This is a genomic window from Acetobacter nitrogenifigens DSM 23921 = NBRC 105050 (genome assembly GCF_000429165.1).
Taxonomy (GTDB): Bacteria; Pseudomonadota; Alphaproteobacteria; order Acetobacterales; family Acetobacteraceae; genus Acetobacter; species Acetobacter nitrogenifigens.
Window position 1 is genome coordinate 1 of the sequence record NZ_AUBI01000033.1, and the last position, 13,661, is coordinate 13,661.

At 57.4% G+C, this 13,661-nt stretch carries 13 protein-coding genes and 1 pseudogene; 9 read left to right on the forward strand and 5 right to left on the reverse strand.

The window, feature by feature from the left end; genetic code table 11:
* Positions 1-290 precede the first annotated feature (290 nt).
* From G442_RS0118220 to G442_RS0118240, 4 genes and pseudogenes are all read right to left on the reverse strand, one after another.
* Positions 291-941: a hypothetical protein gene (locus G442_RS0118220; protein ID WP_246789535.1), complete on the reverse strand. Its 651-nt coding sequence runs from the start codon at positions 939-941 to the stop codon at positions 291-293.
* A 41-nt stretch (positions 942-982) separates the two neighbouring features.
* A complete protein-coding gene (locus G442_RS0118225; protein ID WP_026399120.1) occupies positions 983-1,627 on the reverse strand; it encodes a ParA family protein in 645 nt (214 codons plus the stop codon).
* Positions 1,628-2,972: 1,345 nt separating this feature from the next.
* Positions 2,973-3,476: pseudogene (locus tag G442_RS23340) on the reverse strand (integrase core domain-containing protein); the annotation flags it as partial.
* Between the two features lie 274 nt (positions 3,477-3,750).
* On the reverse strand, positions 3,751-4,674 hold the full coding sequence (locus tag G442_RS0118240) for a replication protein RepA (protein ID WP_026399121.1): 924 nt from the start codon (positions 4,672-4,674) through the stop codon (positions 3,751-3,753).
* 1,680 nt (positions 4,675-6,354) lie between these two features.
* On the opposite strand from G442_RS0118240, the gene G442_RS23345 reads away from it, so the two are divergent.
* The 7 genes from G442_RS23345 (at position 6,355) to G442_RS23355 (ending at position 11,063) form a co-directional block, all read left to right on the forward strand.
* Positions 6,355-6,561 (forward strand): cupin domain-containing protein, encoded by a 207-nt coding sequence (locus G442_RS23345; protein ID WP_146882643.1) that lies wholly within the window; start codon positions 6,355-6,357, stop codon positions 6,559-6,561.
* Between the two features lie 272 nt (positions 6,562-6,833).
* Positions 6,834-7,073 carry an SMC-Scp complex subunit ScpB gene (locus G442_RS26370; protein ID WP_246789536.1) on the forward strand — a complete coding sequence of 80 codons (240 nt, stop codon included), beginning with the start codon at positions 6,834-6,836 and terminating at the stop codon, positions 7,071-7,073.
* Positions 7,074-7,118: 45 nt separating this feature from the next.
* Positions 7,119-7,337 carry an SMC-Scp complex subunit ScpB gene (locus G442_RS26375; RefSeq protein ID WP_246789537.1) on the forward strand — a complete coding sequence of 73 codons (219 nt, stop codon included), beginning with the start codon at positions 7,119-7,121 and terminating at the stop codon, positions 7,335-7,337.
* 444 nt (positions 7,338-7,781) lie between these two features.
* A complete protein-coding gene (gene scpB, locus G442_RS0118260; RefSeq protein ID WP_026399122.1) occupies positions 7,782-8,306 on the forward strand; it encodes an SMC-Scp complex subunit ScpB in 525 nt (174 codons plus the stop codon).
* 167 nt (positions 8,307-8,473) lie between these two features.
* Entirely contained in the window at positions 8,474-9,481 is a 1,008-nt protein-coding gene (locus G442_RS0118265) for a tyrosine-type recombinase/integrase (protein WP_246789538.1), read from the forward strand.
* 3 nt (positions 9,482-9,484) lie between these two features.
* Positions 9,485-10,285, forward strand: coding sequence for a hypothetical protein (locus tag G442_RS0118270; RefSeq protein WP_026399124.1), 801 nt, complete (start codon positions 9,485-9,487; stop codon positions 10,283-10,285).
* Positions 10,278-11,063 (forward strand): hypothetical protein, encoded by a 786-nt coding sequence (locus G442_RS23355; RefSeq protein ID WP_051292532.1) that lies wholly within the window; start codon positions 10,278-10,280, stop codon positions 11,061-11,063. The genes G442_RS0118270 and G442_RS23355 overlap by 8 nt, the downstream gene beginning before the upstream one ends.
* A gap of 315 nt (positions 11,064-11,378) precedes the next feature.
* On the opposite strand, the gene G442_RS0118280 is transcribed toward G442_RS23355, so the two are convergent.
* Positions 11,379-12,188, reverse strand: coding sequence for an NADPH-dependent F420 reductase (locus tag G442_RS0118280; protein WP_026399125.1), 810 nt, complete (start codon positions 12,186-12,188; stop codon positions 11,379-11,381).
* Between the two features lie 104 nt (positions 12,189-12,292).
* Between G442_RS0118280 and G442_RS0118285 the strand changes: the two genes are divergently transcribed.
* Both G442_RS0118285 and G442_RS0118295 read left to right on the forward strand, forming a co-directional pair.
* Positions 12,293-12,703 (forward strand): winged helix-turn-helix transcriptional regulator, encoded by a 411-nt coding sequence (locus tag G442_RS0118285; RefSeq protein WP_035376912.1) that lies wholly within the window; start codon positions 12,293-12,295, stop codon positions 12,701-12,703.
* A gap of 377 nt (positions 12,704-13,080) precedes the next feature.
* The coding region (locus G442_RS0118295) for an IS701 family transposase (protein WP_026399127.1) at positions 13,081-13,661 on the forward strand (581 nt) is incomplete at its 3' end.

The window sequence follows — 13,661 nt, forward strand, 5'->3', positions numbered from 1 at the left end:
CGTCACGGCAAGGCGACGTTGCAGGCCGCGTTATCTTATCGTGCCTGCACGCTTCCTGTCGGTTGGAGCCAGCTTCGGCGTGTGATTTGGTGAGATTCGTTCACACAGCTGAACAATTAGATTGACTCCGTGGCTTCGCAGTGCATTTTGACTTTTGTGCTGCAGTTCTATCCTCGTCAACGGCTGCCAAAATTCTTCCCATAATTGAGCGTGATAAGAGACCGCATTATAAAGCGAGCCTCGCTCTGTATAATCTGGATTGCCCGCATAGGGGCAGCCCCAGATCAAACTCAGCCCACGAGTTCAGTCAACTCCGTGAGGCGCCGACGAATTTCTTGTAGTTCAGCCTCGAGCGCATTCTGGCGAAGAGTCAGCCTACGTTTTTCCTCGCGGAGGGTTCCAACGTCGACGCGATTTCCAGGGCTCATTACTGGTTGCACTTCCCTGCGGAGGCTCAATATCTCCTTACGGGTTACGTCAGGCCTGATGAGACCTCGCTCATTTGCCAGCTGGAGCTGTACATCGGTAAGAAGCGTGATTTGATATGCTGTTCCATAGCTTCCCGGACACTTTTCGAGCGGTATTTTACCTGTATCTACAGCTCGGGCTATTTGCCGGAACTGAGTGGCTGTAGCATCGGAAAAAGGAAAGAGTCGTTCGGTTCCTGACCTCAACCGCAAATACTCGCTCTTGGAAAGCACGTTTTCCAACTCGAGCAGAGATCGGCCTATTGACAAAAACGCGTCCCGAGCCTGCCCCCACTTTTCAGAAATCTCCGCTCGCGCAGCTAATATTTGCGACACCTTATTCTGATCGTTTAGAACCGAGGTCCCTGCAAATACCTCCTTAATGACGTCAACTACTTCTCCAGATATAGTAACTTGAGATGCCAAATCTTGGGAACGTCCGTCGGCAATTTCTACCGGATTCTCATCGTCCATAAGCCTCAAGGCTCGCGCTCGTCCAACACGTTGACGGCTACTCATAACTGCACCTTCCTCTTGGTGAACGCCCAAAGCTCTTCGAACGGCTCCTGGCCTCGACTCTTCGTAAAATCCAACAGCGTCAATCCTTGCGTACTGGGCACATGGACGTCCTCCAACTGTGGCAGCTCCACCGGGCATACGTCGGCCACTTTGATCAATCGGCCGCGAACCTTTGCAAAGGAGTTCGTTCTGCGGTTAGCTCGATTCAACACCAGAACACTATCGCACTTGGTTGTCTTCAGCACCTCAACCCAAGGCGCTACACTATCGACGTCATCCTGAGTACAAACAGATGGAACTATGACCAAATCTGATGCTTGAGCGAGATTTGTGATCGCCGCCATATGATCTTCGACGCTCGGTGGGGTATCGATAACGATTAAATCAGCCCGTGCTGCACTCTTGAGCGCGGCCCGCCAATTCTGCAGCGAACCCGCAATAACCGGCACAGGGACAAACTCCGGGAATTTACTCAAAGTTTGAGCCCGTCTTTGACCCCATTTATCCAACGTACCTTGACGATCATAGTCAACGCCAATCACGTTTAACCCGCTTTGTGCGGCTGCCGTAAGAAGATGCCTCGCAATTACAGACTTGCCGCTACCTCCCTTTGGCGACGAAACAAGTACCACCTTTGTCATTGCACTCTCCTTTATTCAAAAAAGACAGAAGATAACATCATCGGACACACGCTTACACTCGCGACGCAAATTAGACATGTCTAATTGCTCTTGGCAATCGCAGCGGCGGGTTAATCGGCGTTGCTTGTGGCAGCGTGCCGAATTAGACATGTCTAATTCGGTTATTTGCGCATTACGCAGAGTAGGCTCGTCGCTGAATGTTGGCCCACAGAAAAGTTAATCATTCAATCCAAAGGCGCTTGGGAAGTTTTTCTGATCTTACCTACTCGCGGAAGAAATTCGGTGACCCCTCGGTGACAGGCGTCTCCTCATACCCGTTAGAACTTATGTTTTCATTGTTCGATCTGGTTTTTTAGTCGAAGCTTCACTCTAATGGCGCTTCCTTTTGCTGGCGCGGCCAACGCGGCATTTGGATGATCTGCGCGATAATGCGTTCGGGTGTGTGCACATCAGTAGAAACATTCCCCAGGGTCCCTATCCGTGATGGCTAATCTCTCGCTTTGCTTGACTTGCGGACGGGGTGCTGCGTGTCCCTGAAGTTTTATCCTCTTTGACGTAGGTACGATCCGGCGAGATCATAAAAGAACACAAGTAGGTTGAGGCTAGACGCCTCGGTTCGGGTGGATTTGGAGATCGTGCCTTCGCCGGGTCCGTTTTCGTTTTTTAAGTTGGGTTCATGCACCGGGCGCTACGCGTCGCACCGCCCGGAAGATTGGTGCCTTATCGGCAACATCCGTGCGAGCAGAGTGTATAGCGGCCGCAGCTTGGCTCTCGCTGGACGTGCATCATGTTTCGCAGGAAGGCGCTAATCATGGGCCGTCACGCATAAAACACGCGTTGCGCCCAGATAGGTAATTGCCGCTAAGCCGGGGAAAATTGTGGTGCTCTGCGTGTGATCGATTCTGTAATAACATGTTGCGCAATACAAACTGTAAGCAGACGGGTCGCTCGTCTGTTTCGCGCGGTCCATTCGAACAAGAATGGATCAAAAGGGCCTCGCTCAGTATACCGACGATGAATTTAATTGCTCGAATATCCAGCAAAAAAACAAGATCGTTTTAGGTGAGGGGGTATTTGCTCTCGCACGATAAGGAGTTAACCCCGCCGATAACTGTGATTGCTAATCCGTCTGAGCAGTGCTATCGATTTCCTCAAGGCCAAATATGCGTGTCGCGTTTGCCGCATCCCACTCTACGTGCAATTCGCATGGTAACGCCTGTAAGCGGTAGCTGTGTCTGACTACACTTGGGTCAAATAATAACTTAAACGAAGACCGCTTTTTGTAGTATTTACTTGTAATTAATAATGACCCGGTCCACAGATTTAAGTTACGGTCTGTAGGTTGCTATGTGCCGTGCTGAGCGAACGCCTTTGGTGTCATGCCATTGAGGCCGGTGTGGGGCCTGACGGCGCTGTAATTGGCTCGCTAGGAGTCGATGACTGTCCGAGCGTGGGCGATGTTGCGGAACCGGCCATTGAAACTCTTGACGAACCCGTTGTGCTGCAGCTTTCCCGGTGCGATATAGTGCCACAGCATCGACCGCTTTTTCTGCCAGATTAGGATCGCGTTCGAGGTCATCTAGGCGCCATTGTCGCTGACGATCATCATGGGAGAGCGTCGACTTTCTGCGATCCGGTTTAGTTCGCGGCCAAGCTGTTCGCCCGACAGCGATGTGTCGGCGACCAGACCGAGGCATTCCGGGCTGTAGTCGTCGACAACCGTCAGCACCCTGAAGCGCCGTCCGCTGTTCAACGTGTCCGATACGAAGTCCAGGCTCTAGCGCTGGTTCGGCCCGTCGGGCAGCGTCAGCTGCGAGCGCGTGCCCAGCGCCCGTTTCCGGCCGCCACGTGTAGAACGTCGCATCGCTGATCCCGTGCCTGCGGCATAGATCGGCCACCGACACACTCGCCTGATGCTCTTTCAGGATCCTGAAAGTCTGGCCTGCATGATACGCGATCTCTTCGTTGCCTGTCTGCGGTTGGACAGACCTTAGTCAAAAACGAGGGTATTCCACGAGGCTCGGTCAATAAATCACCATTTAACTGCCACTGTCTGATTTTCCTCGATTAGACATCGAGCGGAATAACCCTCGTTTTCCGTCCAAGTGCTTTAATCAACAGCCTTAGCCGGTCAACCTCTTTGGGGAAACCGGGGCAGGGGAGGGGCGTAAAATAAGCCCCTGATCCGTTACTTCGACATTTGCGGTGGGGTACACAGCAAGCGCCAAAGAAAGGGGCTTTTGCCATTTCGATTTAAAGTGGAACAACTCTTTGTAACCTGGTCCGAATTGAGCCTTAAGCGCCGCCCAAGTAACCATTTTTGGCTTTTCTAATACGTGTAGGCGATATGCTAGCCACACGTAAGCATCTAGCGCGGCCGAGTTGTTTGATATTGCTCGGACAGCAGCTTCATGAACAGGAACCGGGTGTTTCTTCAATTGTTCGAAGTAACCTTCCGACAATTTAGCTAATTCGATTGTACCGCTTGTTGATTTATTAGATGGATCATCTAGGAACAGCGCGCCGTCTACTATCGCTTGATTTACCAGCGCGTTGGTGCCTTTTCCGTCATTAATATGAAAAGTTAGACGACATCTGCTGATGCGTTCGGCCTGATCTTTTACGGACTTCGCTGCTGAGCCGCTCGGTGAGATTCCTATACGACGCATCCACTGTCTGAGACTGCTCCCTAACTCAATCTCACGTGAGTTGGTTCTAACAGCCTCGGTTTGCAGAAATAACAAGATTAGTCGGCCGTGGGCACCAAACGGAACGCCGACATGAACAAGCTCATCTGTCTGCCCTACTGGTTTGATTCCTGGTTCGATGATTAATCGAATCCTATCGGACGACATTTGCCAAGGTTCACTCGGCTGTAACCGACGGTGTGGCAATGCGCATTGTGCCCAACCAGAGTATATAAATCCGAGGCCGTTCTCCTCGTCAGACATATAGGCTGAAGCGGCTTCGACTATGTCGCGGTCTAGGCCAAAGTCTAGAGCATGCTGCTTGCCTCTCGCCTCAAGCAAGTCGTGAATCGTAGCCATTGCGCTCGAATCCCTTGTGAACGCTGAGTGTATTGCACAATTAGTCTCGATTCTGCACCGTGTGATTTAGTGAGGGCCTTGAGCAAGAAAGCTCTTCACTGTTCTGCCGCAGGTTGGCGGGTGACTGATTGTGTTTTCAATGTCCTCAGATGTGCGATTTGTCGCCTGATAGCGGCGACAAATTTTGGACAGTTCCAGTGTTCTCTGTCGGACGTCACGTTCTCGTTTGACCGTGTGTTTTGGTGAGCGGTTATGTGTGAAGTGGTGAGGATTCTAATAGTGATTAATAGTATATATTAGTTTGCTCACTACTTCACTCGGGACAACGCGGATTAGTGCCGATTCGCGCGCGATGGGTGCTCACCACTTCACACGCTGCGATCACCAAATCACATGGTGGTCGAGTTAATGCAATTAACGGAGGATGTGCGTAACTTGAAAGTTGGAACTTGTCGGATCAACTCGAAATCGTCGGGCTTTTATCAGTAGTGGTGCAAAAGCAAATGCGCGGAGCAGTGAGGCGTGAAATGGGTAAAATATGTTGCCACGGAGGCTGGGAGTGCTTTTAGCTCGACTGTGCATTGCAGCGCCAGAAACGAGTCAAATCATGCGCGGCCTTGGGATTTTGCCGCTGTTTCGATGTCGCGTAAGCTGGATGGACAGACCATCGGGCTTGCGTTCGAGTTTGCCGCTGACGGTCGAATGTCTCGTAGTTTCGCCAATCTGGGAGAGGAACTGTGTGGGGCGGCTAGTGCGGCCGTAGGAGACCACTTGACCTGTGGAGAGGGTCCGGTCGCGTTGGAAAGTTTGTCACAACGGGATGCGACCGACGGGCCGAAGCCGCCATCATCTAGGAACTAAGGTCTCAAAATCACCATTTCACACAGGAAGACCCATTCAGGAGGCAATCGGGGTTACCATCTTCATTCCGCATGCGTGTCGGGATTTCGTGTTGCTGAGACCCCTTGCGAATTTTCAGTGTATGCGACTGCCGTGCGCTATCTCTAGTGTCGAGTCTTACCTGTCTGGATCGTATCCTCCGGCAGTGACGTAGTTGGCGCACTCGGCTCGGGAGAACATTGCCAAGAGCACATCGACGTTGTCCCATAGGGCAAGGACGGTCCGGGCGGCAGGAAGAGCAGTCTCACGTCGGCCTGTTCGATAAAGCGGTGGGGGCGTTCGCCCTTGTGGCTGGAGAAGTTGTCCATGATGACAATGCCGCCTGGGGGTAACTCCGGGACCAGAGCGCGCTCGATATAGACCTAAAAGGCGATCCGATTGATTGGGCTGTTCTTGAAGAATGGGGCGTTCATCCGGTGATCAGCCAAACCGGTGATGACGGTCGTCGTGCGCCAGCGACCAAAGGGCGCGCCCATGCGCAGCCGCTGTCCCCGTAAACGCCATCTGTGAGTGCGGGCCCTATTGGTCCTGGCCTAGGTTTCGTCGATGAAGGCGAGACGTTCGGGATCCGAGTCGATCTACCGGTCGAACTAAGCCTGACGCAGGTTAAGGATATCCGGCCAGTCCTGACCGCTGGATTACGTTATTGCGCCCACTGTATTAGGTGCGTAGCCCTTGCGTGCACTGGGTGGAGAAGTCGACGTTGCAGCGGTGATCTTAGCCGTTCGCGAACGGACCGCGCGGTGGAGGTTTGATCTTGTCGCTGCCGGTGGCGGTTGGATGTCTCGCGCGGCAGCCGATCTGAGTGGAGATTTGCGGGCGGCGAGACAGGCGCGACCGTCGCGCGTGGTGAAGGAGACGCTACTGGTGATTGGCGCGGGTCACCCAGTCGCACGGCAAGAGATCGAGAGCTTCCGTGACGCTCCCTTGCATCAGGTGTTGGGATTCAACATTCGTGCGACTGAGGATAGTCTTTTTAAGACATAGGTCATTTCTGATTGCTTAAACGTTCCTTTGGCCGTGCGAATTTTCCCCGACTGATGAGGTTTTGCTTGGGGGGAGGTGGCCACTCCATGGAGTTAGAGAGGCCACCTGGGAGGGATAAACGCTATCTCATTCCTCATGGAATTAGTTTTCACGAAACCATGCGCGGACTAGGATTCTTGTCTAGATTTCGTGTTAATGAGACTCTCCGAGCGAGTTGGATTTCTACGACTGACATGCTCTGTCTCCAGGATATTCCGCGCTAGTGTCGCCTGATGGCTGATATTCTCCTACAGACAATCCGCCTTGCCGAGGCGCTTCTGTTTCGTGGGCCCGGCGTAGTTCCGGCCACGACGTTGGCCCGAGCTTTGGGGCCAGACGTCGATATTTCGGCAGTGATGCAGGTGGTCGCCGAGCGCACGTCCGGATTGGGTTTTGAGCTGGTTCCGGTGGGTGACGGCTGGATGTTTCGCACGGCTGCCGATCCTGGCGAAGCGCTGCTTACGGCCACATGAGAGCGTCCGCAGCGGCTGCCGCGGGCGGTTCTGGAGGCGCTGCTGGTGATTGCGGCGCGCCAGCCGGTCACGCGGCCGGAGATCGAGAGCTTCCGCGATGCTCCTCTGCCGCAGAAGACGCTGGCGACGCTGCAGGAGGGCGGCCTGATCCGTCCCATCGGCCGTAAACCGGTCCCCGGGCAGCCGCAGCTTTGGGTGACGACGGAGCGGCTCCTGGCGATGTATGGCGTGCGGTCTCTGGCCGCACCTGGATCCACTGCTTGAAGGCCTCAGGGGGCCGATCTGAGGAGATTTGCGCCGGATTTTAGCTGTCAGTGTCCGGCATGGATGCGAATAGAGTTTCCCATAAAATCAATGAGTTAGAAATTCCGCTTGCGAGCGCCTGGTTCGCTGAAGACGCGAATGGTCCGTAGATGATGCGAGGGACGGGATGCGGAAAGGTCGTCTCGGTCGAACGAGTTCTTCATAATCTATTGATATCAGGGTGTTTTCAGTTGGACTTGGTGTGATTTCGGGCCGTGAAAAACATAGCAGGGATTATCAGACGTGATAATACCACTTATCGCGTGTGCGTGAATTAGAGGATGGACGCGCCAATGGAATTCCGCCAGTGTCGCAACTCTCAAATAATGAGACTCGCTGACGGTTTCTGATGGCTGCGACTGACGACGTGTGGCTGCACAGCGTCCTGTGGCGTAGGTTCCCCGGATGGACGACCTCCCACTTTCAACGATCCGACTTGCCGAGGCGCTTCTGCTCCGTGGGCCCGGCGTCGTCCCGACCACGACGTTGGCCCGGGCTCTGGGCCCAGACGTCGATATTGGGGCCGTGATGCAGGTGGTGGCCGTGCGCACATCCGGACTGGGTTTTGAGCTGGTTCCGGCGGGTGATGGCTGGATGTTCCGGACTGCTGCCGATCTGGGCGAGGCATTGCTTGCGGCCACACGAGAGCGTCCGCAGCGGCTGCCGCGGGCGGTGCTGGAGGCCCTGCTGCTGATCGCGGCGCGCCAGCCGGTGACCCGGCCGGAGATCGAAAGCTACCGCGACGCCCCTCTGCCGCAGAAGACGCTGTCTACGCTGCAGGAGCACGGCCTGATCCGCCCCATCGGCCGCAAGCCGGTGCCGGGGCAGCCGCAGCTTTGGGTCACGACGGAGCGGTTCCTCGCGATGTATGGCGTGCGGTCCCTGGCCGACCTGGATCCGCTGCTGGAAGGCCTCAGAGGCCCTATCTGAGGCGGTTTGCGTCGGATTTCCGCGGTTTCCCACTGATAAAGTGAGGGCGCACTAAGGCGTGGTAATGCCCTCTTACCACGCGTTAGAATATGCTTGCCCTAATTGCTGCAAAAGCGCAGAATCCTGCGGTGCGATACGTGCAGGGGGCGTCGATAAGTGAGGCAGACGTGACAACGGAGCATCTGGATATCGCCCATCGGGAAGCCCTGGCCGCGTCGGAAAGCGCGTCGCTGCGGGATGCGATCGACGCGGCAAAGAACACAGCCCGCGTCGCAGCGCATGCGCCGGAGACGTTGCGGGCCTATGCGCATGACTGGCAGGCCTTTTGCGTGTGGTGCCGTGAACATGGCGCGGAGCCGCTGCCGGCGCCCCCACCCGTGGTGGCTGCGTGGCTGCATGAACTGGCGCCGCGCTACAGCCGCGCAGCACTGAATCGACGGCTCGCGGCGATCGGGTATCAGCACCGCATGCGCAATCTCGAATGGAGCGCAGGGCACGCGGCGATCCGTACAACGCTGCGCGCGATCGGACGCCTTCACGGCAAACCCCGAATACAGGCCGCAGCGCTCACGTCGAGTGAGGTCAGAAAGCTGGTCGCCCGGGACGTGAGGAAGAAAACTGAGTCCCTTGCGGACCTGCGCGATCGGGCCTTGTTGCTCATCGGCTTTGCTGGCGCCTTGCGGCGCTCGGAACTCGCGGCGCTGGCAACCGAAACTGTCAGCATTCAGGATACGGGTCTCAAAATCACCATTTCACACAGCAAGACCGATCCAGGAGGGGAGGGGGCGACCACCTTCATTCCGCGTGGCAGGCACAGCGACACCTGTCCGGTTCTGGCGCTCTCAACCTGGCTCAAAAAGGCCGACATAGAAGACGGGCCGCTGTTCCGGCCGATCAATCGCTGGGGACAGGTCGGGCGCGACGGGCTGAACCCGGATGGCGTCCGTCGCATCCTGCTGCGTCGGGCAAAGGCCGCTGGCGTCAAACCGCCCTCGGGCGAGCGCCTCAGCCCGCACGGGCTGCGCGCCGGCTTCGTGACCGAGGCGTTCCGCGCCAACGCGCGCGACGAGCAGATCATGGAGCACACCCGCCACCGTGATCTGCGGACCATGCGGCGTTATGTCCGGCGTGCGCGCCTTGATCTTGATTCTCCCGTGCGGCTTCTGGATATTTGAGCCGTGACGAGGAGCGTGGCGGAGATTGTCGCGGACGTGGACGCCACCGTCGAGCGCCTTGAAGCGTATTGCAACGGATTGTCCAGGAAGCCTGTCGCCTACACCTATAGCGACCGGAGACCGCCCGAGGAAAATGCACAGGACGAAGGTCTCAGTCTTCCTGCGCGAGCCCGACTGCCAGCGCATCCGCCGCGACCGTCAGGGGTCGTGGAACCGTTTTTGGCGCCTGCCTGGGAGGGTGAGCGCAGGGGAGGCGAGGGCGACGAGGCTCTCATTTGTGCTCAGCCCGACTGGCTTTATCACGTCCTGATCATTGATGGCCCTGAAGAGACGATGGTGCGGTTCCGCGCGGCGGCTGCGGGAAGCGGGCGTATTCCGTGGGCGCGGGATGTGTTCTCCGCTGAAGATCTGGCGGCGGCGTTGCCGACGGCGACAGGTCCGGCCGAGAACGGCCTGATCATGGGGCTGAGCCGACAGACCGCCCGGAGTCAGGCAAAGCTCATGGAGCGTGACGGGAGTAACGGTGAGGTTCCCTTCGATCTGAACGCCCTGTGTCCGGCGCCGCTGGACATTCTGTCGCTTGGCCCTGCGTCGCGTGATGCGCAGGCGTGGCTGTGGCGGCACTGGGGGACGTCACGTCCGCTGCGACAGGTTGAGGCCGTCATGGCGCCGCCGGATGATGTTGGCCGGGTCTGGGCGATCGGGTTCTGGTCCGCGGACTGGACGCCCTGGGCCGCCTTGCGGGGCCTGGCGACCGAATGGCCGGACCTGCGTTTCTTCATTCGTCCGCTTTACGATGTCTGACACCCCGGTTTTAGAAGCCGGGGACTGGTGCGGGCCGCTGGAGGCGCTGCTCGAAGAGGTGCGCCGCCGAACGCTTGATGTGCGGGCGTTGCCGCTGATGCAACTGATCGAGCAGTTTTCGGAATGTGTCGAAAGCGGCATGACGACACGGCCGCTGGAGCGGACGGCGGACTGGCTCGTCCTGGCCTCGACGCTCGTGCAGCTTCGGTCGAGCCTGATGCTACGCCCGGACACCGAGGGCCATCAGACCGCTACAGAGGAGGGAGAGCGGCTGCGCAGTCGCGTGCTGCGCGGGCAGGCGCTGGATCGGGCGGTCGAGGCTTTTGGCGCTCTGCCCCGGCTCGGAGAGCATGTCTTTGCGCGGGGCGGACCGGCGTCGGGTGATACGGCTGTTGGCGAACAGGCGCTTCTGGCCGGAGATTTTCTCGATGCGCTGCTCTCGCTGTATCGCCGCCGCCTGAAGCTGCAGCCGCAGCTGCGTGACCGGGCTGGCATGCCGGCCGCCTTTGAGTGTCTGAAAGTCAGCGAAGCGCTTGTGTGGTGGCGGTCGGTGTTGCAAGGCCGGGAGGACGAAGCCGGGTGGACCCTTGAGGACGGGCTCGCCGGGCTTGGTGCGTCCGGAAATGGAGAAGACGCGGCCGATCCGGGGCCGGCCCGACGGAACGCGGCGAAGGCCGCTCACTTCCTGGCGGCGCTTGAACTCGGCAAGCAGGGGGAGGTGCGTCTCGATCAGGCCTCCCTGTTCGCGCAGGTGAAAGTGACCGCCGCCGTGTTGTAAATGCTGAGACGCCGAGTAAAGGTCATGGACGCCGGAGCAACTTCGGCAGGGACATCTCCTTGCCAGCTCAATGTCGACTTTTCAGGTGTGGGAGTGATACCGCGCTTATTCATCGCAGCTTTTGAGTTTGTCCGAAGATAAGCTGTGAACGCCCGTCCCCAAATTGCCCGGCGGGACAGCCGGGTGACGCCGCCCCGATATAGCGTTTAGTGCGAAGCGTCGTGTCAGCAGAGTTGACAGGCTGCTTTAGCAAGGTCTGGCCTGCTGATCTCCCTTCGTGCTTCCTAGGAGGGACGCACGAGCGACGGTTCCATCCTAGGATCGATGGAGCAAAACGGCTATGCCCAACCTGAAAAGTGCCGCCCATGCTGCAGGCTCCAACCTATCGAGGCCCACAAAAAATCGTGCCACGCGAACCAGTTGATCTGATGGATAATCAGGTGGCAATTTTGCCATCAGACGTGCACCCTGATCGCGATTGCGTATGGCAGCCTGTCGGTCGGCGCGATGCAGAAGATCACGGAGTTCGCCCACAGTCGGGTCAGTGCAGTAGGCGGGTTGTCCGGGTTGCTGGCGCCATGACTCGTCGATTGTCCCGGCGTCGAATGGCTCGAAGCCAATTGCATTCACGATCGCCATAATGGTTCGGCGGGCTGCAGGATCGTCGCCTGACACAGGAAGCGCAACGCGATCAGCAACCCCTGTCGATCGGCCGCGGTGCGCCAGACGATCCGCGATGATGTTGTTGAACGCCTTGATGACAGGGCGACCAAGCTGCAGGGCGACCCAATCGGATTCCACCTGTCCTCCGTCAATGGCGGCGATGCGTCCGTCACGGGCCGGATAATAATTATTGGCGTCCACCACGACAGCGTGCGCAGGCAGGTCGGCTATCACGGACGCCGGCAGATCAGGCAGGCGGCAAAGGGGAATAGCAATGATCAGGACATCGGCGCCCTGTGCGATGTCACGCATGTCGCGGGCGACCGCACCCGTGCGGCGGGTGAAGTCTGACAGACTTTCCTTGCCCCGAGAATTCGTGACGACAACCTGATATCCGGCCAGCCCAAGCGTGCTCGCCAGGGCAGAGCCGACATGACCAGCGCCGATAATAGCAATCTGCATGGCTTGAGTTCCTTTTCGTAACTATTGTTGGTTACGAAAATATATCCCAGGATGGGCGCCGCAAGACGGCACTTCGTAGTGCCTCGGTTACCCGGGAGGAACTCATGTCGGAACGCAGCACACCGCCCCGTCCGCTGACGAAAGAACAAGCTACGCGTCCCGCCATGACCGGCTCGTGTAACCAGAACGAGGTGTTGACCCGCCTTGGAGATAAATGGACGATTATGGTGATGCTGCAACTCGCCACAGCGCCAGACCGCCGATTGCGTTTTTCCGCCATCAGGCGAGAGGTAGGCGGAATTTCTCAAAGAATGCTGACCGTCACCCTTAGGATGTTGGAGCGGAACGGACTGGTTATTCGGCACTATTTCGCCGAGGTGCCGCCACGCGTGGAGTATGAGATGAGCCCTTTGGGGTATAGTCTGGTGCCAACGCTGGAGAATTTTTCGGCATGGATCGCTGCAAACTGGCAGAATATGGAGGATGCGCGCCAGCAGTATGATCGAGGGCCCTGAGGTGTGGTGCCGAATGTCGGTTTACGCCCCCTGTTTTCGGATATTACCGGTGAGTTTTTACCGACCCGGAAAGCGGACGTATTATCGACGCTTGATTAGATTCTCTTGAAATAGTTGCTTCGATGCTGTGCAGAAAAACCATGCCGAACTGTCAGATGATCAGTGGCAGATAATCTGCGAGGCGCTCCAGCGACTCAGGGACCGTATTGCGGCGGACCCGCTTACAATCGCCGAAGATATCGACTTCAAAATAACGGATATCGTATAACCATGAGTAAGGAGTTGCTAGCACTACTTTGGCAGAAAATATTGGGAAGGGGATTCCCTTGGGCGGCGATCACTGATTCATAGGAGACCGGCTATGATGAGGGCTGGCGATGGACAGGGATTGGCGAGCGGATCTGGACGCATGGCTTGAGCCGTTTCTGGCGGGGCTTGGCCATAAGGCACAGCGCAGCATGTGCCCGGCCTACATTGCTGGACTGATCGGTCCGGGCGATCGCAAGAGCATCCAGCCGATCGCGGCCCGGACGGGCGAGGTTCCGTATGATCGGCTGCATCACTTCGTCAATACTGGCGGGTGGGACAGCGCGCCGCTCGAGGCGGCCCTGTGGCGCCACGCCGATCGCCTGGTGGGTGGCCCACGATCGTGGCTGATCGTCGACGACACCGCCTTGCCCAAGAAGGGCACGCATTCGGTCGGCGTTGCTCCGCAATATGCTTCATCCCTCGGCAAGAATGCCAATTGCCAGACCATGGTCTCCCTGACCCTGGCGGCGCACGAGGTACCGGTCATGGTAGGCCTGCGGCTGTTCCTGCCGGACAGCTGGATCGCTGACCCGACGCGTATGACCCGGGCGCGCATACCCGAAGAATATCAGACTGCCAGGAGCAAGCCCGAGATTGCGATCGCGGAAATCGACCGGCTGAGAGCGGCAGGTATACGGTTCGGCTGCGT

Excerpts from the sequence above, each read along its gene's own strand:
- G442_RS0118220 (WP_246789535.1), bottom strand. The coding sequence starts at position 941 with ATGGACGATGAGAATCCGGTAGAAATTGCCGACGGACGTTCCCAAGAT.
- G442_RS0118225 (WP_026399120.1), bottom strand. The coding sequence starts at position 1,627 with ATGACAAAGGTGGTACTTGTTTCGTCGCCAAAGGGAGGTAGCGGCAAG.
- G442_RS0118240 (WP_026399121.1), bottom strand. The coding sequence starts at position 4,674 with ATGGCTACGATTCACGACTTGCTTGAGGCGAGAGGCAAGCAGCATGCT.
- G442_RS23345 (WP_146882643.1), top strand. The coding sequence starts at position 6,355 with ATGTCTCGCGCGGCAGCCGATCTGAGTGGAGATTTGCGGGCGGCGAGA.
- G442_RS26370 (WP_246789536.1), top strand. The coding sequence starts at position 6,834 with ATGGCTGATATTCTCCTACAGACAATCCGCCTTGCCGAGGCGCTTCTG.
- scpB (WP_026399122.1), top strand. The coding sequence starts at position 7,782 with ATGGACGACCTCCCACTTTCAACGATCCGACTTGCCGAGGCGCTTCTG.
- G442_RS23355 (WP_051292532.1), top strand. The coding sequence starts at position 10,278 with ATGTCTGACACCCCGGTTTTAGAAGCCGGGGACTGGTGCGGGCCGCTG.
- G442_RS0118280 (WP_026399125.1), bottom strand. The coding sequence starts at position 12,188 with ATGCAGATTGCTATTATCGGCGCTGGTCATGTCGGCTCTGCCCTGGCG.
- G442_RS0118285 (WP_035376912.1), top strand. The coding sequence starts at position 12,293 with ATGTCGGAACGCAGCACACCGCCCCGTCCGCTGACGAAAGAACAAGCT.